Below are 25,513 nucleotides of genomic sequence, written 5' to 3' on the forward strand. Positions count from 1 at the left end.
CTTTCCGGCGGACGAACGTTGTGCTCATATGTGCGCAACATTGTGCGGGAATGCGTAGAGATGATCTATCTAGGGGGACCGGGCCCAATGTCAGGGGAAGAACCAAAATGACCGGCATCGCCGGTTCTCACACCGGAGGCTGTCTTTGCGGGGCGGTGCGTTTTCGCACCGAGGGCCCACTGCGCGCGGTCATCGCCTGCCATTGCGGCCAGTGCCGCCGGCAATCGGGCCTTTATTATGCGGCCACCGATGTCGATGACACATGCCTGACGATTGATGACCAGGCGGGAATGCTGTGCTGGTACCATTCCTCCAATCAGGCGGCGCGCGGCTTCTGCAAGCGCTGCGGGTCGGCGCTGTTCTGGCGCGCCAGGAAACGTGAGCGCACCTCGATACTTGCCGGCGCCTTCGACCCGCCGACCGGGCTGCAGATGGCGGCGCACATCTATTGTGCCGACAAGGGTGATTTTTACACGATCGCAGACGGGCTGCCGCAGCATGCGCGGGATTTGCCAGCGGAGCACTCCGACGAGACCGAATGAGGGTGGCGCGCTTGCAGAGCAGGACGTGTCGCACCATCTGACGACAAAGGAGTGTCGCAATGTCCGAAGTTTTCGTTTCCCCGCAGCCGCAGGCCCGCCAGGGAGCGGTTCTGCCGAGCCTGTTCATCTCGCATGGCTCGCCCGATACGGTGATCGCACGCACTCCGGCGAACGCCTTTCTGCGCGACGTCGCATCGTCATTGCCACGTCCCAAAGCCATCGTTGTGGTCAGCGCGCATTTCGAACTTCCGGACCTTGTCGGGGTCACCGCTGACGCGGCGCCGGAGACCATCCATGATTTTGGCGGCTTCCAGCAAGAGCTGTACGAGATGCAGTATCCGGCCCCCGGTGCACCGGAACTGGCAGAGCAGATTTCAGCAGATCTTGCTGCGCAGGGGTTCACCGCGCGGACGCTGGTCGAGCGTGGGTTCGATCACGGCGTGTGGGTGCCGCTGATCCTGATGTATCCCGAGGCCGACATCCCGGTGGTGGTCGTGTCCGTCGATCCGCAGGGCGGGCCAGAGCACCATTTGCGGCTCGGCAGGGCGCTGGCAAAACTGGCGCGTGAAGACGTGCTGGTGGTCGGGTCCGGGTCGTTTACGCATAATCTTCCTGAGGCGTTCGTGAATGTGCGCCAGGGCGCGCGCGATGCGGCGGTGCCCGCGTGGGCGCAGGAGTTTGCCGACTGGATGTGCGAGCGCATCTCGGCGGCGGATCTCGATGCGCTGCTCGCCTACCGCGATCGCGCCCCGCATGCGAGCCGCAATCACCCGACCGACGAGCATCTGATGCCGCTGTTTGTTGCGATGGGGGTTGCCGGAGACCGGTTTGCAGCAACGCAACTGCATCGCAGCGACGAGTTCGGCGTCCTGTCGATGGCGATGTGGCGGTTCGACCCGGCCCCGGCGGAGCGTTAGGCGCGTCCCGGTGATCGGCGCGCGTAGATTGCGATTTGCAATTTGCGGCTGATAGGCTAATTCCGAAGTCATGGCAGAGCAAACTCAACAGGGCACACCGGATGTGCTGCGTATTGCCGTCGCGCAGATGAATCCGACCGTCGGCGACATCGCCGGCAATGTTGCGCAGGTGCGGGCCGGGCGCGAGGACGCGGCGCGGCACGGTGCCGATATCGTCGTGTTTCCGGAACTGTTCCTGTCGGGCTATCCGCCCGAGGATCTCGTCGTGCGTCCGGCCTTTCTCGAGGCCTGCGCCAGGGCGGTTGCCGAGCTTGCAGCGGATACATCCGATGGCGGGCCGGCGGTGATTGTCGGCTATCCGCGCGGCGAGGAGGGCAAACGCTACAATTCGGTAGCGGTGCTCGATGGTGGCGCCGTGGTCGGGGTACGCGACAAGGTCGATCTGCCCAATTACGGCGAATTTGATGAAAAGCGGGTGTTTGACGCCGGCGAAATGCCGGGTCCGGTGATGGTGCGCGGGGTGCGCATCGGCCTGCCGGTGTGCGAGGACATCTGGGGCGATCTCGGCGTGTGCGAGACGCTGGCTGAAAGCGGTGCGGAACTGCTTATCGTGGCGAACGGTTCGCCCTATTACCGCGGCAAGGTGGACGTGCGGCAGCAGGTGGTGCTGCGGCAGGTGATCGAGAGCGGGTTGCCGCTGATTTACGCCAACATGCTCGGCGGGCAGGATGAACTGGTGTTCGACGGCGCCAGCTTTGCATTCAACGCCGACCATACGCTGGCGTTTCAGATGAGCCAGTTCGAAGATGCGGTGTCGGTCTCGACCTGGCGACGCGGTGAAGACGGCTGGGCCTGCAAGTCCGGGGTCATGTCGGTGATTCCCGGCGCCGAGGAAGCGGATTATCGCGCCTGCATGCTGGGGTTGCGCGACTACGTCAACAAGAACGGTTTCCGCAATGTCGTGCTCGGCCTGTCGGGCGGTATCGATTCGGCGCTGTGCGCGGCGCTGTGCGTTGATGCGCTCGGCGAAGAGCGGCTGCGCGCCGTGATGCTGCCCTATCGGTATACGGCGCCGGAATCGATCGAGGATGCCGCGGCCTGCGCGCGCGCGCTCGGCTGCCGCTACGACGTTGTGGCGATCGAGGAAACGGTCACCGCGTTTTCCAACGCGCTCGGCGACTTGTTCGAGGGCACGGAAGAGGGGGTCACCGAGGAAAATCTGCAGAGCCGGACGCGCGGCACCATCTTAATGGCGATCTCCAACAAGTTCGGCTCGATGGTGGTGACGACCGGCAACAAGTCGGAAATGTCCGTCGGCTACGCGACGCTGTACGGCGACATGAATGGCGGGTTCAACCCGATCAAGGACCTGTACAAATTGCAGGTCTACGCCCTTTCGCGCTGGCGCAATGCGCATCTGCCGCCCGGCGCGCTTGGCCCGTCCGGCGAGGTGATCCCGGCACGGATCATCGACAAGGCGCCCTCGGCGGAACTGCGCCCTGACCAGACGGACCAGGATTCGCTGCCGCCCTATGCCGATCTCGACGACATTCTCGAATGTCTGGTCGAGAAGGAAATGGGCACGCAGGAGATTGTTGCGCGCGGTCACGACGTGGCGGTGGTGCACCGGATCGAGCATCTTCTTTATCTGGCCGAGTACAAGCGGCGGCAATCGGCGCCGGGCGTGAAGATCACCCGCAAGAATTTCGGCCGCGACCGCCGCTATCCGATCACCAACCGGTTCCGCGACCGCGATTGAGGGCGCCTGCAGCGGCTGCAGCCTTGCAAGTGCGGCGGCCTGGGTGCATGGCTCGCACTCCTTTGACCTGGATTCCTCCATGCCGCTTATTCACTTTCTGCGCGAGAATGCCCGCTGGATCATCGGCGGCTTCCTGCTGACATTCTTCTCGTCCTTCGGACAGACATTCTTCATCGCCCTGTCGGCCGGCGAGATTCGTGCGGAATTTGGCCTGTCGCACGGCCAGTTCGGCGGGCTGTACATGATCGCGACGCTGGCCAGCGCACTGACGCTGCCGCAGCTGGGCAAGGTGGTGGATCGCTATTCGATCGCCATGGTCGCCACCTTCGTCATTCCGGCGCTGATGCTTGCCACCGTGTCGATGGCGCTGGCCAGCAACGTGGTCTGGCTTGGCGTGACGATCTATGCCCTGCGGCTGTTCGGGCAGGGGATGATGACGCATATCGCCATGACGGCGATGGGGCGGTGGTTCTCCGCCCAGCGCGGCCGCGCCGTATCGCTGGCAACGCTTGGTCACCAGGGCGGCGAGGCGGTGTTGCCGTCGGCATTCGTGTTTGCCGCCTATGCGCTCGGCTGGCGCGGCACCTGGCTGGCCTCGGCGGCCGTGCTGGCGCTGGTCGCCTGGCCGGTGATCTATCTGCTGATGCGCCAGGCGCGAATGCCGCGTGCCTCCGACGGGCCGGAGCGCCTGGTGGTGGCGCATGAATGGACCCGCGCCGAGGTGATGCGCGACCCGATGTTCTGGCTGTGCCTTGGGGGGATCCTGGCGCCCGGCTTCATCGGCACGACGGTGTTCTTCCACCAGGTCTATCTCAGCGAGTTGCGCGGCTGGCCGGTATCGGTGTTTGCCAGCGCCTATCTGATCATGTCGTCGATGACGATCATTTTCGCCCTGATCGCCGGGCAGCTGATCGATCGCTTCTCGGCGATCCGCATCCTGCCGTCGTTCCTGGTGCCGCTGGCGGCCTCCTGCCTGGTGCTGGCGACCACGGCGTCACCGTGGGGCGCCTATGTCTTCATGGCGCTGATGGGGATTTCCTACGGCTTTTCCTCGACATTGTTCGGGGCGCTGTGGCCGGAATTATACGGCACCCGCCATCTTGGATCGATCCGGGCGGTGGTGGTGGCGCTGATGGTGCTGGCGACCGCCGTCGGACCGGGCCTGACCGGCTGGCTGATCGATGCCGGCGTGTCCTACCCGGCGCAAATTGGCGCCATGGGCGTTTACTGCCTGATCGCAGTCGGACTGATGATGTTTGTCAGCTTGCGGGTGCGCGGGCGCAACGCGGTCCTCACCTGAACAGGTCTTCGACCGTTTCGGTGTTGGCGGTAAAATCGAGCCGCTCGCTGGATTCGGGCAGGAAAGCCGGACCGACAATGCGGACCGGTCGCGGCTTGCCGGGGGCCGGCCGGTCGGTTTGCGAAGCAGCGGTGATGGCGGCAATCGTCCGGCTGTCGAAGCCGGCCTGGCCATTGGCGATCGTCTCGGGGTCCTCACCAGGGTCGGGACGGGAAGCCGGCACCGGAACGCGTGACGCGGTTTCGCTTCTGTCCTGGCCGGTAATCAGGGCCTCGCGGCGCTGCATCTCATTGTGGAAGGCTTTCATGTTGCAGCTGCATCCGGCCACCGGCGCGGCCTTTGTGTCGCGGTAGCGGAAGGCGGCAGGCAGATCGGTGTAGGGACGATGGGTGGCTACCGAGACCATGTCCTCGCTGTCCTGACCGCGCACCGAGTGAAAATAAAGTTCGGTCGGGGTTCCCGGACACATCATCTGGCAGGCGCGGGCATCACGGGCGAAATCCATCGATGTTGCCGCCGACGAGATGGGAAAATAATAGCCGTCGCAGGTGCGCACACACAGAGTGCGCAGATTGCCGCCATAGGGCGAGCGACGCTCGATGCGCAGCCGCAAGGTGCTGTCTGACCCTCTGGTGCTGGCCATCTGGCCGCCCGAATCGTCGAGGAAGCGCGCGCCATTCTGCATATCGATGATGTTGGAATTCGTGCCCGGCTGCGTCCGCGGTTCGGCATCGATGCGCGGCCGGTTCTCAACCTCTCCGGAGATGCTTGCGGTGACTTCACGCGGCGGTTCGGATGCGCCCGGCAGGCCGCAGTCACTGGCCAGCATGGCGGTTTCGATGCGGCGCCGGACGATGGCACTGTTGGCCCGGTCGTAGGAATCGCGCTTGCGCTCGAGGGCGCGCAGATTGGCTTGCATCTTGCGGTCGGTGGCTTCGAGCCTGCGGCAGGTGGCGGCCTGCGGGCCACCGACAATCAGCAGGCTGCCGGTGCCGCACCCACTGGCGCGCCGGTCCTGTTCAAGCTGGCGCAAAGCGTTCTCCTGGCGGCGCACCGCTTCCGCATAGCGGCGGTAGCGCGCATCCGCCTGCGCATTGCCGCCCAGTTCGGACACGGCGGCCAGCTTGTCGGCCAGTTGGGCGCAATGGGCCGAGGTCCGGGCCAGTGCCGGGCTGCCGGGGGCTGCGGCGATTGCCAGGAGAAATGCTAGAATCAGCGCAAGGCGCATGGCTCGTATCCTGCCACTCCGTCATCGATCTGCCGCGAGGTTAGCGGCAAGCCGTTAACAGGCCCGGTATAGAGGACCATTTTATGGCAAGGTTATCGCAGGCAGGGCCGGCGGCGCTCCTTTCTGCGCTTCAGCAGATGGGTTCGGCCGGGTAGGAGGCCTCGACAACCGCCAATGTCGCCATGTTGACAACGCCGCGCGAGGTGACCGAGGGCGAAAGTATATGCGCCGGCATGGCGCCGCCGAGCAGGATCGGTCCGACATGCAGCGCCTCGGTGGCGGCCTTGACGACACCGAGCGTGATGGCGGCCGCATCGAGATGCGGGAAGACCAGCAGATTGGCCTCGCCCCTCAGGGTCGAGTCGGGCATGACCCGCTGGCGCAGTAGCTCGGAAATTGCCACATCGCCGTGCATCTCGCCGTCGGCTTCGAGTTCGGGAGCCTTTTCGCGCACCAGGCGGGCGGCTTCGCGCATCTTCAGGGCGCTGTCGGAATCCCGCGAGCCGAAATTGGAGTGCGACAGCAGCGCGGCGCGCGGGCGGATGCCGAAGCGGCGGATCTCGGCGGCAGCGCGGATCGTGACCTCGGCAATCTGCTCGGCGGTCGGATCGAGACTGACGGCGGTATCGACGAAGAAAGTGGCGCCGCGCTGGTTGATCAGCAGGCTGAGAGCGGCAAAATCGATGACACCTTCGGCCGGACCGATGATCTGCGAGACGTCGCGCAGATGCCTCTGGTAGCGGCCCTCGACGCCGCAGATCAGGGCGTCGGCCTCGCCGCGCCGCACCGCCAGGGCACCGATGACCGTCGAATTTGTGCGGACGATGGTGCGCGCCGCCTCCGGGATCACCCCCTTGCGGCCGACCAGGGCGAAGTAATCATCGACATAGGAGCGGAAGCGCGGATCGTCTTCCGGATTGACGACCTCGAAATCGGTGCCCGGGCGGATCTTCAAACCGAAGCGGTCGAGACGGGAGGCGATGATCGTCGGGCGGCCGATGAGGATCGGGGTGGCGATGTTTTCCTCGATCAGCACCTGGGCGGCGCGCAGGACGCGCTCGTCCTCGCCCTCTCCGAAGATCACCCGCTTGCGGCTGGCCACCTTGGCGGCATTGAACAGCGGCTTCATGATCAGCCCGGAGCGGAAGACGAAGATCGACAGGCGGTCGACATAGGCTTCCATGTCGGCGATCGGACGGCGGGCAACGCCGCTGTCGGCCGCCGCTTTGGCCACGGCTGGCGCGATGCGCAGGATCAGCCGCGGATCAAACGGCGAGGGGATCAGATAGTCCGGGCCGAACACCGGTGTTTCGCCGGAATAGGCGCGGGCGGCGACGTCGGACACCTCTTCCTGGGCCAGATCGGCAATGGCGCGCACGGCGGCGGTCTTCATCTCCTCGTTGATGGTGCGGGCGCCGCAGTCGAGTGCGCCGCGGAAGATGTAGGGAAAGCACAGAACGTTGTTGACCTGGTTGGGGAAGTCGGAACGCCCGGTACAGATCATCGCGTCGGGGCGAGCGGCGCGCGCGATATCCGGCATGATTTCGGGGGTCGGATTGGCAAGCGCCATGATCAGCGGCTTGTCGGCCATGCGCGCCAGCAGTTCCGGCTTCAGGACACCCGCCGCCGACAGACCGAGAAACACGTCGGCTCCGTCGATATTGTCGGCGAGCTGATGGTGGTCGGAGGGCTGCGCATAGATGGCCTTCCACTCGTCCATGTCCACTTCGCGGCCGGTATAGACGAGCCCCTCGATGTCATGCACCCAGATGTTCTCGCGGCGCGCACCGAGTTCAACGAGCAGATTGAGGCAGGCCAGGGCGGCCGCACCGGCGCCCGAGGTGACGATCTTGACCTCGTCGAGTTGCTTGCCGGCCAGGCCCAGCCCGTTGAGAACGGCGGCGGCGACGATGATCGCCGTGCCGTGCTGGTCATCGTGGAAGACCGGGATGTCCATCATCTCGCGCAGCCGGCGCTCGACGACAAAACACTCCGGCGACTTGATGTCTTCGAGATTGATGCCGCCGAAGGTCGGTTCGAGCGCCGAGACGACGGACACCATGCGCTCGATATCCGGCGCGTCGATTTCGATGTCAAAGACGTCGATGCCGGCGAATTTCTTGAACAGCACCGCCTTGCCCTCCATCACCGGCTTGGAGGCGAGGGGGCCGATATTGCCGAGGCCGAGCACGGCGCTGCCGTTCGAGACGACGGCCACGAGATTGCCGCGGGCGGTGTAGTCGTCGGCCGCATCGGGATCATCGCGGATGGCAAGGCAAGGGGCAGCCACGCCCGGCGAATAGGCCATTGCCAAGTCGCGCTGGTTGCCGAGCGGCTTGGTCGCCTGGATCTCCAGCTTGCCCGGCCGGGGATATTTGTGGAAAAACAGCGCGCTCTGTTCGAGTTCGGCGCTGGACCCGTCGTCTTTTTCGTTCTTCGTCATTTCCCCATCCCCGATCGAGCGCTGCGATTGCTGCCGCATATCATGACATCATCGCGGCGGCGGTCGACCCTTGTCGCTTGTCCTGGCGCTATGATCTAGCCAACTCCCCTGGCAAACGAAAGTCCGCGCCGATCATTCTGCTGATTGCGTGCTCGTTAACCCCAAAGTTCCGGTTTCGGCGGCGAGACCATCGAACTGGTGTAGGACAGGGCGGGCGTGCGGTCGGCGCTCAAGAGCAGCGGACCGTCGAGATCGACCCAGTCGGCTTCCTGGGCGAGCAGCACGGCGGGTGCCATGGCCAGCGAAGATCCCAGCATGCAGCCGATCATGACGCCGAATCCCATCTGTCGTGCCTGGTCACGCATTTTGAGAGCTTCAGTGAGGCCGCCAGCCTTGTCGAGCTTGATGTTGATGGCATCATAGCGTGAGACAAGCCCTTCAAGATCGGCGCTGGTGTGCACGCTTTCATCGGCGCAAATCGGAACCGGGTGCGGCACATGCGCAAGAATGTCGTCACGGCCGGCCGGCAGCGGCTGCTCGATCAGGCCGATATGCATTTCAGCGGCGACGAGAAGGTGATCGCGCAGATTGTCCTCGGTCCAGCCCTCATTGGCGTCAAGAATGATCTCGGCATTCGGTGCCGCGCTGGCGACGGCATGGATGCGGGCCCGGTCATCGGAAGTGCCGACCTTGACCTTCAAGACCTTCTGGGAGGCATGGGCGCGTGCCGCGTCGGCCATGTCGGCGACATCGCCGAGCGAAATCGTCACGGCGGTCGGCACCGGGCGGGGCAGCATCTTGCAGGCGTAGTCGGCGACGGGCCGGCCGGTGAGCTTGGCCTCGAGATCCCACAGCGCGCAGTCCAGCGCGTTGCGCGCCGCACCGGGCTTCATCTTTTCCTGCAGCTCGTCGCGGCTCAGTCCGCTCGCCAGGGCATCGGCCAGGTCCTCGATATCGGATCTGACGCCCTCAAGGCTTTCTCCATACCGCTTGTAGGGGACGCATTCGCCGCGGCCGATGCGGCCGTTGTCCTCGATGATGCAGGTGAGGACTTCGGCGGAGGTCTTGGCGCCGCGCGAGATGGTGAAGGGACGGGCGGTGGGGAAGCTTTCCGTGATGACCTTGAGCGTGCGCGCCATGAATTTCCTCTCGCGTCTGCCGGTTGCGCCGGGGTGGCATCGACGGCTGCAGGCTTTGCATATTTCGACCGCCGCGTCGATGACAGGGACAGTACAAGCGGCTATGTAATTGGCCATGTTGGGCGAGCGGGCAAAAAAGGCAAGCGCGGCGGACGGGGATGCACGGCTTGACCGGCACTCGGACGGCCAGGTGCTGTCGCTCGTCCTGTCCGGAGACTGGCGGCACGAGGGGGTGCATGCCGTCCATGCCGAGATGAAGACGGCAGAGGACAATCTGTCAGAGCAGAAGATCGCATTCGATCTCACGGCGGTCACGCATCTCGACACGGCGGGGGCCTGGCTGATCCGGCGACTGATCGGCAAGGCCGAAACCCGCAACATCGACGTGGCGCTGACCGGCAGCGATGGGCACAAGGCCCTGGTGCGTTCGGTGCCTTTGGTGGCGCGCGGCGAAACGGTTCGGGCGGACCGCGGCCCGCTGTTCGAGAGGGTGTTCGCGCCGACCGGCAAGGCGATGATCGAACTGGCCAGCGATCTGGTGGCGGCAGCCTTCATTCTCGGCTCCGCCGTGCGCGGGGCGCAGATGAAACTTGGCCGCAAGGCCGGTGTGTCGCCGGCTTCGGTGATCAGCCAGCTTGATCACATGGGCGTGCGGGCGGTGCCGATCATCATGCTGATGTCGTTCCTCATCGGCGCCATCATCGCGCAGCAGGGCGCCTTTCAACTGCGCTATTTCGGGGCCGAAGTGTTTGTCGTCGATCTGGTCGGCATCCTGCAATTGCGCGAGATCGGCGTGCTGCTCACCGCGATCATGATTGCCGGACGTTCAGGCAGCGCGATCACCGCGGAAATCGGCTCGATGAAAATGCGCGAGGAGGTCGATGCGCTGAAGGTTATGGGGCTCAACCCGATCGGCGTGCTGGTCTTTCCGCGCCTGCTGGCGCTGGTGCTGGCGCTGCCGCTGCTGACGGTGGTGGCCAATTTCTCGGCGCTGTTCGGTGCGGCGGTGGTGGCGCTGGTCTATTCCGGTATAACCTTCGACGTGTTCCTCGGTCGCCTGCGCGAGGCGATCGACCTTTCGACGATCCTTTCGGGAATGATCAAGGCGCCGTTCATGGCGCTGATCATCGGGATTGTCGCGGCGGTGGAAGGAATGAAGGTCGGCGGCAGCGCCGAATCGCTCGGTCGGCGGGTGACCTCCTCGGTGGTCAAATCGATCTTCGTCGTCATTCTCGTCGATGGCCTGTTCGCGATGTTCTACGCGGCGATTGATTTTTAGGATCGTGATGGTGAGCGACATCGACAGCAATGCCCCCGACGAACACGCGACACAGCCGGCAGTGGGTGATCCGGGTTCTGCCGGGCACAATGAAGCGATACTGGAAGCGCGCGATGTGACGGTGGCATTCGGCAGCAATGTCGTGCTCGACCGGCTCGACCTGACGGTCTATCGCGGTGAGATCCTCGGATTTGTCGGGGCATCGGGAACCGGCAAATCGGTGCTGATGCGCTCGATATTGCGACTGTTGCCGAAACAGTCGGGCACCATCCGCATGCTCGGGCAGGATTACGACACGATCAAGGAAGCCGAGCGCGTGCGACTCGACATGAAGCTCGGCGTGCTGTTTCAGCATGGCGCCTTGTTCTCGGCGCTGACGGTCAAGGAGAATATCCAGGTTCCGATGCGTGAATATCTCGATCTGCCGCAATCGCTGATGGACGAGCTTGCGGCGGTGAAGATCGACATGGTCGGCCTTGACCCATCTGCCGGCAACAAGTATCCGAGCGAGTTGTCGGGCGGCATGATCAAGCGGGCGGCGCTGGCGCGCGCGCTGGCGCTCGATCCGGATCTGGTGTTTCTCGACGAGCCGACCTCGGGGCTCGATCCGATCGGTGCCGCCGAGTTCGACGAGCTGATCGTGCAGTTGCGCGACACGCTCGGGCTGACGGTCTATATGGTGACGCACGATCTCGACAGCCTGTTTTCGGTGTGTGACCGAATTGCCGTCCTCGGCCAGAAAAAGGTGCTCATCACCGGAACAATCACAGATATGCTTGAATTCGGTGATCCTTGGGTTCAGTCCTATTTTCAGGGTAAACGAGCCCGTATGATCGATCATCAACCGTCGCAGCGGCCTGATTCGGCTTGAGGCGAGAAGCGCTTGTAACAAAGCGCGGTCAAGACATTTCGAGGGAATGCCGTTTTAATGGAAACCCGCGCCAATTACGCGATAGTCGGGCTGTTCACCGTGCTGGTGATCCTGTCGGCCTTCGGCTTCGTCTACTGGATGGCGCGGGTGGGCGGCGGCGGTGAAATGGCGCAATTGATGGTGCGCATCCCCGGATCGGCGAACGGCTTGTCGGTCGGCTCGCCGGTGCGCTTCAACGGCATCGCGGTGGGCAGTATCCGGCGCCTGGCGATTGACCGCGACAGTCCGAATTACGTCGTTGCGCAAACCGAAGTGCAGATCAATGCACCGATCTTTCCCGATACCAAGGCTGCCCTCGAGGTGCAGGGATTGACCGGTTCGGCCTATATCGAGCTGCGCGGCGGCACGCCGGGGCAGGAGACTGTGATCCAGAAAGCCTTGCAGGAGGGGCGGATCCCAGTGATCGAGGCTGAGCCGTCGAACATCACCAATATCCTGGCGACGGCCGACCAGATCCTCAACCGCGCCAACAACGTGGTCGGGCAGATCGAGAGTTTTGTCGGCGAGGCGCGGGAGCCACTGACGCAGACACTGCGCAACGCCGAGGAGTTTTCCGGGTCGCTGGCCCGCAACGCCGAGGGCATCGACAGGTTCCTGCAAAGCGTGTCCAGCCTGTCGACGACACTGGAAAGCGTGTCGGCGCGCCTCGACACGACGCTTGCAGCGGCGCAGGACCTCTTGGAATCGGCATCGCCGGAACGGATTACCGCGATCGTCGAGAATGTCGAAAAGGTCACCGGCGACGTTGCAGCAGCGTCGGGAGATATCGGCCAGACGGTGACCCAGCTCGGCGAGGCGGTGGAAAGCTTCAAGGCGTTTGGCGAGCAGGCGAGCGTTTCACTCGAGCGCATCGACGCGGTGATGGAAGCCGTTGATCCCGAGAAGGTGCAGCAGGTGATCAACGATGTCTCGGCAGCCAGTGCCGATGCGCGCCAGACCCTGTCGGATGCGCGCTCGGTGGCCAAGACCTTCAGCGATCGCAATGCCGATTACGATCAGATCGTCACCGACGTCAAGCAGATCGCCAATCGCCTCAACGCCGCTTCGACGCGGGTCGATGGCGTGTTGGCCAAGCTCGACAGCCTGCTGGGCAGCGACGATTCGTCGAGCCTGATGGCGGATGCGCGCGCGACGCTGCAATCCTTCCGGTCGGTGGCCGACAATCTCAATGCCCGGATCACGCCGATTGCCGACAATCTGCAACGTTTTTCCTCGTCCGGGCTGAACGATGTGGAAGCGCTGGTGCGCGATGCGCGTCGCTCGATCGAGCGGATCGAACGCAGCATCTCCAGCATCGAGAGTGATCCGCAGCGGATCCTGTTCGGCGGCGACACGGTCAAGCAGTATGACGGGCGCACACGGCGCTGAGTTCGCAGCGCTGGGTTTCCGGCGTTGACTCCGCACGGCGATGCAAGCAAGACAGAGTGGATTGATCCGGCGGATATGCGGCCGGAAGGGGGATCCCACACCATGCGGGCAGGATTTTTGCTGACAATCGGGCTGAGTGCGCTGCTGGCTGGCTGCGGCAGTCTGGCGGGCCTGGGCAAGACGCCGCCCGATACCTACGAGTTGTCGAGCGCGCCCGTCGTCAAGGGCCGCGCCGCGCCGCGCCGGCAGATCCTGGTCGTCGAGCCGCTGGCACTGAAAGTGCTCGACAGCGAGAGCATCGCCATCAAGCCGACCCCGGCCTCGGTGCAATATCTGGCGGATTCGCAATGGGCCGACCGCCTGCCGAAGATCGTCCAGGCCAAGCTGGTGCAGGCCTATGAGAATTCAGGCCGCGTTGGCGGCGTCGGACGTCCGGGCGAGGGGCTGGCGATCGACTACCAGATCGCCACATCGATCCGCGCCTTCGAGATCCGCGTCGATGTGGCCGAGACGGCGCATGTGGAGATTTCGACCAAGATCATCAATGACCGCAACGGCACGGTGATTGCGGCGCGCATCTTCGAGGCCAGCTCGCCGGTGATCGGCAGCGGCAATGTCGCCTATGTCGCGGCGCTCGATGCGGCCTTCGAGGCGGTCACCGAGGATCTGGTGTCCTGGTCGCTCAGCCGGTTCCGCTGAGGACGGGCGGCGGTAGTAAAGACCCTCAATGCTACGGTGCAAACAAAAAACCCCGCTGCGAGGCGGGGTTTTTCATGGATTGCGCATTCGGACCTTCAGGTCATTTTTCTTCGAAGCGGCCGCTGGCATGCGCCAGCATGGTGTAGACCTTGCCGGTATCTGAGGTCAGATAGGTCTGCGTCACGACATTGTCGCGGTCGTTGCGCGAGACATCCGACAACAGCTTCTCGAAATCGGCGATGTAACGATCAACGGCGGCCCGGAATTCCGGTTCGCGGGTGTATTTCGTCTTGATTTCGTCGAAGGTCTGCTGGCCCTTCAGGGTGTACAGCCGGCGGGTGAAGACGTCGCGTTCGCCGCGCTGATAGCGGCGCCACAGGTCGACCGAGGCGTCGTGGTCGATGGCGCGGGCAATGTCGACGGACAGCGAATTCAGCGATTCGACGACATGGCGCGGATTGCGCTGCGGCGGCGCCTGACGCTGCTGCGGGGCTGCCGATGCGCGCTGCTCTTCCTTGCTGGCACCGCGCAGAAGATCGCCGACCCAGCTCGACCCGCCGGAATTGCCCGGCTCCTGCCGTTCAGCCTGCGGCTTGCGGGCGGGAGAGGCAGGCGTCGCCGTGGCATTGGCGGTGGCGGCAAGGCTGCCGCGCAGCGGCGGCGTCGCCGTTGTTGCGGCCGGGGCGGCCGGGGCCGAAGCCGGGGCTGCCGGCTTGTTTGCAGCCGGGGCCTGGGCCGTACCCCTTGAGGGAGCCTTGACGTCACCGGCCTGGGCCGTTGCCGACAGCACGGTCTTGCGGACCATCTCGGCGGTGGTGGCTTGTGGCGCGGGTGTCGGCGCCGCCGGTGCCGGCCTGCTGGCGGCAGGCTGCGACGGAGCAACGGGGGCCGGCGCGGGCTGGCTCGGCCGTTGCGGCGCAGCCCTTTCGGTCACCTCATTGCGGCGTGCCGTCTCACCGACAAGGGCGGAAAGATCCTGCAGGGCCTTGATCTGATCCCCGACCGCGCGGCGCATGGCAGCGGCGCTTTCGCGGGTTTCTTCCGGCAGGTCGAAGGCGCCCTTCTTGAGGTCGGCGCGGGTATCAGCCAGTTCCTTGCGCATTTCGCCGGCGGCGTCGCGGATCTCCTGCGTGGCCTCGGCAAAGCGCGTCGCGGCGTCCCCGACGGCGGACTGGATCGCTTCGCGAACACGCGCGGCGGCCTGATCAGCCTCTTCCTCGGTCTGGTGCAGCGCCTTGCCAGCCTCGGCGGCGGCGGTGCGCAAGCTTGTTTCCAGTTTGCCGGCGGTACGGCGCGCCAGTTCATCGGCCTCGGTGAAGGCATTGGCGACAACGCTTTCAAGCGAATGCATGACCTTCTCGATTTCCTCGGAACGGCCGACGAGGCCCACCGAGAGTTCCTGCAGGGCCTGCTGGCGCTCCTCGAGAGTCGAGGCAAGGTTCGATTGCGCCGCGCCAAGCAGATCGGTGGCCGAGGCGAGCACCTTCGAATGCTCCTCGAAGCGTCCGGCGATCTGGCCGATCTGCGAGAGGGTATGGCTTGAGATGTCGTTGAGACGCTCGACCTTGCCGTCGAGCAGGCGGCCCGAGGTGGAAATGACATCGGTGGCCTTCTGGGTCGATGCCTCGAAGCTCTGCGAGATCTCGGAGAGATTGCCGGTGGCTTCCGCGATCGAACCGCTTGCGGTGGCGACCAGGCCGGAAATGCCCTCGTTGCTTTCGGACAAGCGGGCGAGCAATTCCTCGACATTTTCGACAAGGCCGCGCTTGGCGGACTCGATGGCCGAGAGGGTTTCGCTGGTGCGGCTCGTCAGGGCTTCGATCAGCGTGGCGTTTTCCGCCTGCAGACGTTCGGTGCCCTCGCGGGTGACCTCGACAATCTTGCGCGAGAAATTCTCGCCGTCTTCCGAGTAGCGGTCGATCAGCGGCCGTACCTCGTCGTCGATGACGCGCGAGAGCTCTGTCGAGCGGCTGGCCAGCATCGAGTTGAGCTCGCGGGTGCGGTCGTCGATCGTCGAGCTGACCGCGACGGCACGGACGTCGATCGCCTGCTCTGCCGTTTCCAGGGATTTGAGAATTCCGCCGGTCTTCTCGTCAAGCCGGCTGCCGATCGCGCTGGCGGTGGATTCCAGCGCAGTGCCGGCCTCCGCCATGTGCGCGGCGAGTGCACCGGTCTGCTCGGACAGTTTTCCGGCAATGGCCGTTCCGGTGGATTCGAGGGTAAGTCCGGCTTCCGCCAGGCGGGCCGCAAAGGCGTCCGTCTGTTCGGAGAGCTTGTCGGTGATCGCATCCCCGGTGTTGCCGATCAAGATGCCCGCCTCATTGAGGCGAGCGGCGATGGCTTCGGCCCGCTCGTCAAACCGGCCGGCAACCGTATCGCCGGTGTTTTCAAGCGTCATGCCGGCTTCGGCAAGCCGTGCAGCCAGGGCTTCGGTGCGTTCGTCAAAGCGGCCGGCAACCGTCTCGCCGGTGTTCTCCAGGCTGATCCCGGCTTCCGCCAGACGTGCCGCAATCGCTTCGGCGCGCTCGGCAAAGCGGCTGCTGACGGCATCACCCGTCGTTTCAAGATGGCTCCCGGCATCAGCCAGCCGCGCGGCCAGCGCTTCGGTGGAGTCGGAGAAGCGACCCGTCACCGCATCACTGGTGCTTTCCAGCGTCATCCCGGCTTCGGCGAGGCGCGCGGCAAAGGCGTCGGTCTTTTCGGTGAGCTTGTCGCTCAAGGCGTCGCCGGTTGCTTCAAGCGAAATTCCGGCTTCCGACAGGCGTGCGGCAAGCGCTGCCGTCCGCTCGTCCAGTTTCGAGGTGATCGCATCGGTGGTGCCATCGAACGTGATGCCGGCTTCGACCAGACGCGAGGCAAGAGCCTCGGTGCGCTCCTCGAGGCGTCCGGAAATGCTGTCGGCGGCACCTTCGAGCGACAATCCGACCTCTGCCAGTCGGGCGGCGAGGGCGCGGGTCTTGGCATCGAGCGTGCTGGCGAGGCTCTCGGCGGTCTCGCCGATGCGGATGGCGGCCGCGCCGGTCTCGCTGCTGATCAGCGACGAGATGCGGCTTGCCTGCTCGGAGAGCTGCTGTTCGCTGTCGCTGAACAGCTGGCCGATCGAGGCGGCCTGCTCGGTGACCGTCAGGCCGACGCCGGTGGCGATTTCACCCATGCGGGCGGCTTCCTGCTTCAGCGCATCGGCGCTGGCCGCCACGTCGCGGGCGACGTCGTCGGCCTTGGCGGTCAGCCCGGCGGTGCGCTCCTCGATGTGCTGGCCGAGGCGGTCCATGAATTCGTTGCTCTGCGCATCGAGGCGCTCGGCAAAGCTGGCGGAGACGTTTTCCAGGGTCTCGCCGGCCTTGAGTGCTTCGGTGTCGAGCTCGATCGCGGCCTGGCTGACCGTTTCGCGCAGCTTGGCGGCAAGGCCGGAGGCGGAACCCTCGATCGTCTTGCTGACGGTCTCGAGGCCCTGGCCAAGCATCAGGTTCATGGTGCTCAGGCGCTCTTCGATACGGCCATTGCCCTTCTCGAAGGTCTCGTCGAACCGCTGTGCGGCGGTCTCGCTGGCCTGCGAGAGCTTTCCGGTCTGATCATCAAGCAGGGTGTGCAGACGCTCGGTGGCTTCCTCGATGTCCGAGCGGATGCGGCCGGTGCGCTGGTCAAGACCATCGGTGAACACGCCGCTCGCCTGGTTGATGCTGTCACGGAAGGCCGTGGCGCGCTCGTCAATGCCGGTGTGCAGATGCTCGGTGGCCTTGTCGATGCCGGAATGAAGGTGCTCGGTGGCCGTCTCGATGCCCGACTGCAGCGTGCTGGTGCGGCTGTCCAGACCCCCAATGATCCGCTCGGCGGCCGCTTCCAGGCCACTCTCGAGAGCCTCGACGCGGCTGTCGATGCCGCTGTTGAGGCGCTCGGAGGCACCGTCGAGGTTGCTGTTAAGCCGCTCGGCGCGTTCATCGAAATCGCTGTTGAAGCGGGTGGTGGCGCCGTCGAGGCTGCTGTGCAGCCGCTCGGCGCGTTCGTCGAAATCGCTGTTGAGGCGGACGGTGGCCCCGTCGATGCTGTTTTGCAACCGTTGGGCGCGCTCGTCGAGCTCGCTGTTGAGGCGGATGGTGGCGTTGTCGAGGCTGCTCTGCAAGCGGCCGGCGCGCTCGTCGAAACCGCCGGTCAGCGCCTCGGTCTTTTCATCGAGGGTCGAGTTCAATGTGCCGATGCGAATGTCGAGATCGGAGCGCAGATCCTCGGTGGCTTCGCGCAACTTGCCGAACAGGGCACCGGAGCGCGACGAAAGGGCCGCTTCGACACGGGATTCGGCCGAGGCGATAGCGGCATCGATCGACTGCGAGGTGATGCCGGCGATCTTTTCCAGACGATTGGCGGAGGCCGTCGCGGATTCCTCGAGAGCCGCGGTGCGATTGCCAAGGGTCTCGATGGCATGCTCGGAGGCATCGTTGATCGTGGCGCCGATCTTCGAGGTGTTCTCGGCAAAAGCGGCGCTGAGGCGTTCGAGACTGGTGGCGAGAATGCCGTCGATGGCGCTGCTTGAACCGCCAAGCGTGTTGTCGATGCGTTCCAGGCTTTCGCTGAGCTTGGTATCGAGCGTTCCGGCGCGGCTGTCGAACGCCTCGGTGAACTCGGAAATACGGGCGTCGAACGCCGAATTGAGGCTGGAGACCGACGTGAGCAGCTTCTCCTCGACGAAGCCGGAGCGCAGGTCGAGATCCATGATGGCATCGTCGGTGCTGGACTTGAGGGCCTGCCGGAAGGCTGCGCCGCGCGCGTCGAGCGAGGCATTGAGCGTTTCCAGCGTGTCTTCCAGACCCGAGGTGATGGCCTGCTGGCCGATGCCGATGCTCTCGGAAATGTCACGGGTACGGGCGAGCAGGGTCTCGTTGAGCTCGCGGACGCGATCGGACAGGGCGGCGTTGAGCTTTTCGGTGTTGCTGTCGAGCGTCGATGCACGGGTTTCGAATTCACTGAGCAGCGCACGGCCGCGATGGTCGAGCTGAGCGCGCAGCACTTCGATGCGGGTGTCGAACTCGTCGGAGAATTCCTGGCCCGACACTTTCAGTGTCTTGAGCAGCGTCTGGGTGCTGTTGCCGACAAGATGCTCGAGCGCCTGAATGGACTCGGTTGTCTGGCTCTGCAGCTGGGTGGCGCGGGTGTTGAGCATCTGCGCCACAGCTTCGCCGGAGGTCGAAAGCCGCGTGGCAATGTCCTCGCCGGCATGGCTGAGATCGTCGCGCAGCTGCTGGTGCGCGCCGGTGATGGATGCACGGATGCGCTCGGCATGGGTGACGATCGCGTCGCGCTCGCTGCCCAGTTCCTGCACAAGCGTGCGCACGCGCAGCTCGTTATCCGAGTAGCTGCGTTCCAGGGCGTTGACCTCGGCATGCACGAGGGTTTCCAGCTCCGAGGCGCGGGCAATCGTGCGTTCGATCCCCTCGTTCATCGCCGAGACTTCACGCCGGACGGCCTGGCCGACCGAGATGATCTGATCGCTGGCGACGGCTTCCGGTTCGGCGAGGCGCAGGGCCACCTCGGCCATCGAGCGGGCAGCCGAACGCATTTCGCGGGCGCGTGCCATCATGGTGGCAAAGGCAAAGAAGATCAGGATCGGAACGATGATCGCCGCCGCGAAGGCAATGGAGGCGGGCATGGCAAGCATGTCATCGAAGCTGCTGATCTGCCAGATCTCGGGGCCGTACATCAGGTTGGCGAGGCCGAGGCAGCCAATGGTCCAGATGACCGACAGCACGGTGGCATTGCGGATGGCGCCGCGGCTCGAGCGGATCTCGAAAGCGCGCAGCAGGGCAGCGGTTGTCTTGCGGTCGTCGTCATTGGCCGGGGCGAGGGCGCCCGGGGGGGCGAAAGGCGGCGGCGTCTTGGCCTTGCGAGCGCGGCGGCCGCCGGGTTCCCCGTTGGCTTTGGCGAGGTCGCGCGCAGCGCGGGAGACCTGCGCTTCATACTGTTCGCTGCTGGCCGGGGAGCCGTCGTCAAGCCGAAGCGCGTCCTCCAGCGCTTCGAATGCTTTCTCGTCAAGGCTCGTGTCTGCGGGTTTGTTACTCATCATACTTCGCCTTCATGCCCCTGCCGGCCCTGTTGCCGTTGCGCACCCTGTCCGTCCGGGTCGATCTTCGCCAATTGCTGCCGATGCCGCGTTATTTTCTGTCCGCTTTTCAAACTGCCCCAATCATGGACAGGTGGCGGGCAGGACAGTTTGCTGATTTTTCGCATTCGCTTTCATCGGCAAATTCGGCAAAAATCCAATCTTATCAACACCACTAGTGCCACAAGCCTTGGAGTTTAACAATTCTATGGCCGACAGGTGTAGCGCCGAAGCGTTATCCCCGGCTTTAAAAGAAAGGTGATATTTTCAGAATATGCCAATGAAACGCCATATTTAGACAGCGTTAACCATCCTTTCAGAATCTTGCGCTCACAATGGTCCGGCATTTACCAGGCGTCAGCGTGGCAGGGGTCACACTATTCTCGTTGTGACACAGAAAGGAAGCGCAATGTCGGAACCGAACATTGCATTTGCAGCTCCACAAACGGACTGTTCCGCACGACCTTCGGGCCATCGGCCAATCGATCTCGTCCATCTGGCGCGGCAAACCGGCGGCGACAAGCATCTCGAAAGCGAGGTGCTTGCGTTGTTCGCCCGGCAATTGCGCAAATCCACCTGCGAAGTTGCAGGACTGGCCGGCGAGGCCCGCACCGCCCTGGCGCACAAGATCTGCGGCTCGGCGAAAGGGGTCGGGGCGTTCGATGTGGCACGCGCGGCGGAGAAGCTGGAGACCCGTCCCTCGGACAAGAAGGCGTTGGCCGCGTTCACCAAGGCTGCCATCGAGGCGGATAATTTCATTCTCGGCCTCGACCGCTAAGGCTGAGGCCGGTGTCCGGGCCCGGGCTGCAACGATCTCTTGCATCAACGAAGCCCGCCCGTCGCAGACCGATTGCTTTCACGCGCTGGCTGGCAACGACCATCCTGAGCGGATGGATTTACGCCTCATCATATTCTCGATCCTGTTCTCTATCCTGACGGCTCGTTCGCTGCCCGTGGCAGGGTGTGCGCCGGGGTGAACTGATCGCGCACCGGCACAAGGTTTGTCAGCGTCGCCGCAAAATCCTTCCCTGCGCGCGGGGTGAAGGCGTGGTTTTCGACCTTGTTTCATGGCGGCGAGAGTGTAATTAACCAGCCAACAGCATCCCCAAGCGCAGGCAGAGTTCACTATGACGAAAATTTCAATCATTGCGTTCGACGGTACGCAATTCGACATCGATGCCGAAAATGGCTCGACGGTCATGGAAAATGGCATCCGTCAGTCGGTCCCCGGCATCGAAGCCGAATGTGGCGGCGCCTGTGCCTGCGCGACCTGCCATGTCTATGTCGACGATGCCTGGGCCGAAACTGTCGGAGCGCCGGAGCCGATGGAAGAAGACATGCTTGATTTTGCCTATGACGTGCGGCCGACCTCTCGGCTGTCCTGTCAGATCAAGGTGACCGATGCGCTGGACGGCCTTGTCGTGCGGGTGCCCGAGCGCCAGGCGTGAGGCCTGACCGCCGGGCGATGCCTTCGCCGGCTGCGATCTGAAACGAGGCCGTCTGAGCGGCATTCCATTAACAGGCGGTGGCCGGTTGCGCCTTCCTGCAGAATCTACGGAGAAAACAGATGACAAGCCCGATCGAAACCGATGTGGTGATTGTCGGCGCCGGCCCGGTTGGCCTGTTCGCCGTCTTTGAACTGGGCCTTTACGATCTCAAATGCCATCTGATCGACATTCTCGACAAGCCGGGCGGCCAGTGCGCTGAACTCTATCCGGAAAAGCCGATCTACGACATTCCCGCCTGGCCGGAGATTTCCGGCCAGCAACTGACCGATCGGCTGCTCGAGCAGATCGAACCGTTCAAGCCCGAGTTTCATTTCAACCGGATGATCACCGGCTTCCGCAAGCTCGATGATGGCCGCTTCGAAGTGACCACCGACGATGACGAGGTGTTTCTGGCGCCGGCAGTGGTGATCGCGGCCGGTGGCGGCTCGTTTCAGCCCAAGCGGCCGCCCGTTCCGGGCATCGAGGCGTATGAGGGCAAGAGCGTGTTCTACTCCGTGCGCCGCATGGAGGAATTTCGCGATCAGGATCTGCTGATCGTCGGCGGCGGGGATTCGGCCCTTGACTGGACGCTCAATCTGCAGCCTGTGGCACGGTCGGTGACGCTGGTGCACCGGCGCGCCGAGTTCCGCGCCGCTCCCGACAGCGTCAACAAGATGTTCGCCATGCAGGAAGAGGGCAAGCTCGATTTCCAGATCGGCCAGGTCAAGGGACTGACGGGCTCGGACGGCGTGCTTCAATCGGCGCTGGTCAAGGGTCCGGACGGGGACGTCGAGATTGCGTGCACGCGCCTGTTGCCGTTCTTCGGGCTGACCATGAAACTCGGCCCGATTGCCGACTGGGGTCTCAATCTGCACGAAAATCTGATCAAGGTGGACACCGAAAAATTCGAGACGAACATTCCCGGCGTTTTCGCGATTGGCGATATCAACTGGTACCCGGGCAAGCTGAAGCTGATCCTTTCAGGCTTCCATGAAGCGGCGCTGGCGACGCAAGCCGTCAAGCGTATCGTTTCGCCGGGCGAAAAAGTGGTGTTTCAGTACACCACCTCGTCAACCAATCTGCAAAAGAAGCTTGGAGTGGCGTAAGGCGCGCGCGCATTCGGGTCCAGGGTGCGGCTCCTAAGGGGTGTCCTGCGATTCGCTGCGAAAGCGGAGCATGCGCGCCATGCGGCGTGAGAAGCTTGCCGCTTCCGCCCGGTCAAAGCGCGCCTGCGCCCTGTCGTGACGATCCAGGATCTTGTCCGACAGCTTGTTGGCGGCGGCCTCCATGGCGCTGCATTCCTTGAGGGGTGGCAGGTCCATGAGGCCTTTTTCCAGCTTGCGCGCATATTGGCGGGCGATCTCGGCGTGCCGTTCCTCATGGCGCTTGATGTCACGCGAAAGCACGTCCCAGATTGTCACAAGGTCGGGACTTGCCCCCTTGCGGTTGCGCCAGCGCGGCAGGATGAGCTTGGTGTGCAGAGAAATATCGGCACTGTCGATCCGGCAACGGCCGCCCTCCGTGCTCTTGTAGTTCACGGTTCCCTTGAAGGTCATCTGCGTGGCCCCGGGATGACGGGTGTTCGTATTGCTGGTGCTCGGGCCCCGGCGCGCCAGTTCCTCATCGAGTTCCATTGCCGTCCGGCCGCCAATGCTAAAATACTGATAGGACTTGGAAATCAGAACCTCGCCGTGGCTGGCGGGTGCGGGAGCGAGGATTAGGAGCGCCGCCAGTGCGGGCCGTGCCAGGCGATTCATTCATTTCGCTCCATGAGACTTTCGATCTTGCGCAATGGGCGCCGCTGATGCAACACGAACCGCGAAAAGGGTCGCGATCGCCACAGGCATCCGATTGACCCTCACTTAACCACAACGCTTCGGGGCCGCCACTTGTTCATTGCCACAGCCGAATGTTTCCACTGCCGAAACGTGCCGCTCGCCGGCCAGCGGGAACTCGAGGTCGGGGCACGGTCCGTGATCATGGGCATTGTCAATGTGACGCCGGATTCGTTCTCGGACGGCGGGCGCCTCGCCACGCCTGATGCGGCCATCGCCGCGGCGCGTGAGATGGTAAAGGCCGGCGCAAAGATCATCGACATCGGCGGTGAATCGACGCGGCCGGGGGCCGATCCCGTGTCCGCTGCCGAAGAGCAACGGCGGGTTCTGCCGGTGATCGAGGCGCTGGCCGGGCAGGACGATGTGCTGCTCTCGATCGATACCTACCGGGCCGACACCGCGCAAAAGGCGCTTACAGCCGGTGCCGCGATCATCAATGATGTATGGGGCGCGCAGAAGGACCCGGAGATCGCCGCGGTGGCGGCCGAGGCGGGCGCCGGGCTCGTTTTGATGCACAATGGACGCGACCGGCAGAAACTGGCCGATCCCATCGACGATCAATTCGCCTGGTTTGACCGCTCGCTGGAGATCGCCGCCGGCGCCGGGCTTGACCAGCGGCATATCCTGCTCGATCCGGGCTTCGGGTTTGCCAAGGATGTCAATGAGAACCTCGAGGTGATGGCCGGGTTTGCGGCGCTTCACCGCTATGGTCTGCCGTTGGTGGCCGGCACCTCGCGCAAACGCTTCATCGGCGCCGTGACCGGCGAAGAGGTGGCGGCAAACCGCGATGTCGGCACGGCGGCATCGAGTGTCGTTTTGCGGCTGGCGGGCGCGGCGGTGTTTCGTGTTCATGCAACGGCGATCAACCGGCAGGCGTTACAGATGGCGGATGCGGTCATCGCGGCGCATCTGGCGCGGTCGGGTGGCGAGGGAGAAAACAATGTCTGAGACCTATGTCATCAAGCTGGTCAATTGCGCCTTCTTCGCCCGTCACGGGCTGTACGAGGCCGAAGAAAAGCTTGGCCAGCGGTTTTTCGTCGATGCTGAGCTGACGGTTCGCTCGGAGCGGCCGCTGATCGAGGACGATGTGGATTCGACGGTCGATTACGGCGCGGTGTTCAAGGTCGTGGAGAAAACCGTGACCGGTGAGCGGCGGGCCCTGATCGAGGCGCTTGCAAGGGATATCGGTCTCGCCGTATTGCGCGAATTTCCACCGGTGCAGACTGCCGAGATCACGATACGCAAACCGAATGTGCCGATTGCCGGCATTCTCGATCATGCCGAAGTGACCGTGGTCAGCGAACGGACCGGAGGCTGATCAAGGCATGGCGATCGCGGCAATCGGGCTGGGCGGCAACATCGGCGCGCCACGCAAGCGCATGGCAGCGGCGCTGAAACTGCTCGATGCGCGCGACGATGTCTCCGTTGTGCGGGTCTCGCCGCTTTACCGTACGCCGCCCTGGGGCAAGACTGACCAGGCGTGGTTCTTCAATGCCTGCGCGCTTGTGGAAACCGAGCTCGATGCGCAGCAATTGCTCGATTGCTGTCTCGAGACCGAACGGCAGCTCGGCCGGGTGCGCGGCGATCGCTGGGGGCCGCGCACGATCGATCTCGACGTGCTTTTGCATGGCGATGTCCGCTCGGACACCGACCAGTTGACGGTGCCGCACCCGCGCATGACCGAGCGTGCCTTTGTCATGGTGCCGCTGAGTGACATCGCACCTGATGCCATTGTCGGTCTGCAAAGCATCGATGCCTGGGCGCAGCAGGCGCCGAGCGAGGGGATAGAGCAACTGACGCCGGATGGACGCTGGTGGCGTGACGAGACGGGCGCTGACTGACGCTAGCGCAGCGAACCGGTCTGAACGCGCCCTTGCGAGCGCTTCAAGGTCATGCCGATGACCGGAACCATGGTTTCGCCGACCTTGACCGAGATCGAGACGTTCAGTGTTTCGGGGTCGAGGAGCTTGGCGACCATCGCGCCGTCGAGTTTCTTGCGCTTGATGGCGACGACGGCCTGCTCGCTGCTGATGCGACCGGAGACGACATCAAGGCCTTCGCCGGCAGCGCCATCGAGAAAGCGGCCCGAATAAGAGCGCCCCTTGCGGGTGATCACCGCAGACATTTTCTGGGAGAACACGCCGACACGGCAATTGCCGTCGAGTGAGATGCCGGCGCGCTTGCCGGACTCCGGCAAGCCCTCGAGATTGCAGGAAAAGCGCGTGCCCTTGTATTTCCCCGCGACGATCTCGCCCGGTCCCTTCCACTCGCCGGCAACGGCTTTGAAAAAGACCGCGTCGCTGGCCGCCATGGCCGGGGCGAGGGGCGCCGTGGCGAGAACGGCGATCATGGCGAGCGGCACTGACGAGATACGTGCAAACATGGGCACACCTGTACGAGACAAAAAGGAAGCCGGATCATGCCGCGCCGATGGTTAACGGCGCGTTACGGCTTGCTCTCCGAGGATCGTCCATGCGTCCCAAAATTGCAATCGA

General features: G+C 64.0%; 20 protein-coding genes. 14 read left to right on the plus strand and 6 right to left on the minus strand.

The features are described 5' to 3' along the window. Positions 1–107: 107 nt before the first annotated feature. From KY465_RS12210 to KY465_RS12225, 4 genes are all read left to right on the plus strand, one after another. On the plus strand, positions 108–542 hold the full coding sequence (locus tag KY465_RS12210; RefSeq protein ID WP_219201985.1) for a GFA family protein: 435 nt from the start codon (positions 108–110) through the stop codon (positions 540–542). Between the two features lie 59 nt (positions 543–601). Next, complete coding sequence (locus tag KY465_RS12215) at positions 602–1,459, plus strand: DODA-type extradiol aromatic ring-opening family dioxygenase (RefSeq protein WP_219201986.1); 858 nt, start codon at positions 602–604, stop codon at positions 1,457–1,459. Between the two features lie 70 nt (positions 1,460–1,529). Next, entirely contained in the window at positions 1,530–3,218 is a 1,689-nt protein-coding gene (locus tag KY465_RS12220) for an NAD+ synthase (protein WP_219201987.1), read from the plus strand. A gap of 79 nt (positions 3,219–3,297) precedes the next feature. After that, on the plus strand, positions 3,298–4,518 hold the full coding sequence (locus KY465_RS12225) for an MFS transporter (RefSeq protein WP_219201988.1): 1,221 nt from the start codon (positions 3,298–3,300) through the stop codon (positions 4,516–4,518). Here the strand turns inward: KY465_RS12225 and KY465_RS12230 are convergent. The 3 genes from KY465_RS12230 to dgcA form a co-directional block, all read right to left on the minus strand. After that, positions 4,511–5,746 carry a DUF2865 domain-containing protein gene (locus KY465_RS12230; RefSeq protein ID WP_219201989.1) on the minus strand — a complete coding sequence of 412 codons (1,236 nt, stop codon included), beginning with the start codon at positions 5,744–5,746 and terminating at the stop codon, positions 4,511–4,513. The two genes, KY465_RS12225 and KY465_RS12230, sit on opposite strands and share 8 nt — an antisense overlap. 130 nt (positions 5,747–5,876) lie before the next feature. Continuing rightward, the gene (locus KY465_RS12235) at positions 5,877–8,189 is read right to left on the minus strand and encodes an NADP-dependent malic enzyme (protein WP_219201990.1); all 2,313 of its coding nucleotides are present in this window, start codon (positions 8,187–8,189) and stop codon (positions 5,877–5,879) included. 155 nt (positions 8,190–8,344) lie between these two features. Further along, positions 8,345–9,328, minus strand: a complete 984-nt coding sequence (gene dgcA, locus KY465_RS12240) for an N-acetyl-D-Glu racemase DgcA (RefSeq protein ID WP_219201991.1) — start codon at positions 9,326–9,328, stop codon at positions 8,345–8,347. Between the two features lie 115 nt (positions 9,329–9,443). Here dgcA and KY465_RS12245 point away from each other — a divergent pair, with 115 nt between their 5' ends. The 4 genes from KY465_RS12245 to KY465_RS12260 all read left to right on the plus strand — a co-directional run bounded on the left by KY465_RS12245 (position 9,444) and on the right by KY465_RS12260 (position 13,605). Beyond that, the gene (locus KY465_RS12245; RefSeq protein ID WP_219202725.1) at positions 9,444–10,607 is read left to right on the plus strand and encodes an ABC transporter permease; all 1,164 of its coding nucleotides are present in this window, start codon (positions 9,444–9,446) and stop codon (positions 10,605–10,607) included. 1 nt (position 10,608) lies between these two features. Then, positions 10,609–11,478, plus strand: a complete 870-nt coding sequence (locus KY465_RS12250; RefSeq protein WP_428983019.1) for an ABC transporter ATP-binding protein — start codon at positions 10,609–10,611, stop codon at positions 11,476–11,478. A gap of 57 nt (positions 11,479–11,535) precedes the next feature. Further along, a complete protein-coding gene (locus KY465_RS12255; RefSeq protein ID WP_219201993.1) occupies positions 11,536–12,906 on the plus strand; it encodes an MlaD family protein in 1,371 nt (456 codons plus the stop codon). Between the two features lie 102 nt (positions 12,907–13,008). Beyond that, positions 13,009–13,605, plus strand: coding sequence for an ABC-type transport auxiliary lipoprotein family protein (locus KY465_RS12260; RefSeq protein ID WP_219201994.1), 597 nt, complete (start codon positions 13,009–13,011; stop codon positions 13,603–13,605). Positions 13,606–13,705: 100 nt separating this feature from the next. On the opposite strand, the gene KY465_RS12265 is transcribed toward KY465_RS12260, so the two are convergent. Further along, on the minus strand, positions 13,706–19,657 hold the full coding sequence (locus tag KY465_RS12265) for an apolipoprotein A-IV repeat region-like domain-containing protein (RefSeq protein WP_219201995.1): 5,952 nt from the start codon (positions 19,655–19,657) through the stop codon (positions 13,706–13,708). Between the two features lie 448 nt (positions 19,658–20,105). On the opposite strand from KY465_RS12265, the gene KY465_RS12270 reads away from it, so the two are divergent. The 3 genes from KY465_RS12270 (at position 20,106) to KY465_RS12280 (ending at position 22,289) form a co-directional block, all read left to right on the plus strand. After that, entirely contained in the window at positions 20,106–20,474 is a 369-nt protein-coding gene (locus KY465_RS12270; protein ID WP_219201996.1) for an Hpt domain-containing protein, read from the plus strand. Between the two features lie 349 nt (positions 20,475–20,823). Then, a complete protein-coding gene (locus KY465_RS12275) occupies positions 20,824–21,144 on the plus strand; it encodes a 2Fe-2S iron-sulfur cluster-binding protein (protein ID WP_219201997.1) in 321 nt (106 codons plus the stop codon). A gap of 119 nt (positions 21,145–21,263) precedes the next feature. After that, a complete protein-coding gene (locus tag KY465_RS12280) occupies positions 21,264–22,289 on the plus strand; it encodes an NAD(P)/FAD-dependent oxidoreductase (protein ID WP_219201998.1) in 1,026 nt (341 codons plus the stop codon). A gap of 33 nt (positions 22,290–22,322) precedes the next feature. Here KY465_RS12280 and KY465_RS12285 read toward each other — a convergent pair whose 3' ends face one another. Next, positions 22,323–22,940 carry a DUF922 domain-containing Zn-dependent protease gene (locus KY465_RS12285; RefSeq protein ID WP_219201999.1) on the minus strand — a complete coding sequence of 206 codons (618 nt, stop codon included), beginning with the start codon at positions 22,938–22,940 and terminating at the stop codon, positions 22,323–22,325. A 132-nt stretch (positions 22,941–23,072) separates the two neighbouring features. On the opposite strand from KY465_RS12285, the gene folP reads away from it, so the two are divergent. From folP to folK, 3 genes are read left to right on the plus strand one after another with little or no spacing between them, the layout of a single operon-like run. Continuing rightward, positions 23,073–23,966, plus strand: coding sequence for a dihydropteroate synthase (gene folP / locus KY465_RS12290; protein ID WP_255561645.1), 894 nt, complete (start codon positions 23,073–23,075; stop codon positions 23,964–23,966). Then, on the plus strand, positions 23,959–24,336 hold the full coding sequence (gene folB, locus KY465_RS12295) for a dihydroneopterin aldolase (protein ID WP_219202000.1): 378 nt from the start codon (positions 23,959–23,961) through the stop codon (positions 24,334–24,336). Before folP ends, folB begins: the two co-directional genes overlap by 8 nt. A gap of 7 nt (positions 24,337–24,343) precedes the next feature. Then, entirely contained in the window at positions 24,344–24,859 is a 516-nt protein-coding gene (gene folK, locus KY465_RS12300; protein ID WP_219202001.1) for a 2-amino-4-hydroxy-6-hydroxymethyldihydropteridine diphosphokinase, read from the plus strand. Positions 24,860–24,861: 2 nt separating this feature from the next. Here folK and KY465_RS12305 read toward each other — a convergent pair whose 3' ends face one another. Next, positions 24,862–25,401: a hypothetical protein gene (locus tag KY465_RS12305; protein ID WP_219202002.1), complete on the minus strand. Its 540-nt coding sequence runs from the start codon at positions 25,399–25,401 to the stop codon at positions 24,862–24,864. Positions 25,402–25,513 lie beyond the last annotated feature (112 nt).

This window comes from Neohoeflea coraliihabitans (assembly GCF_019334345.1).
GTDB classification, from domain to species: Bacteria; Pseudomonadota; Alphaproteobacteria; order Rhizobiales; family Rhizobiaceae; genus Pseudohoeflea; species Pseudohoeflea coraliihabitans.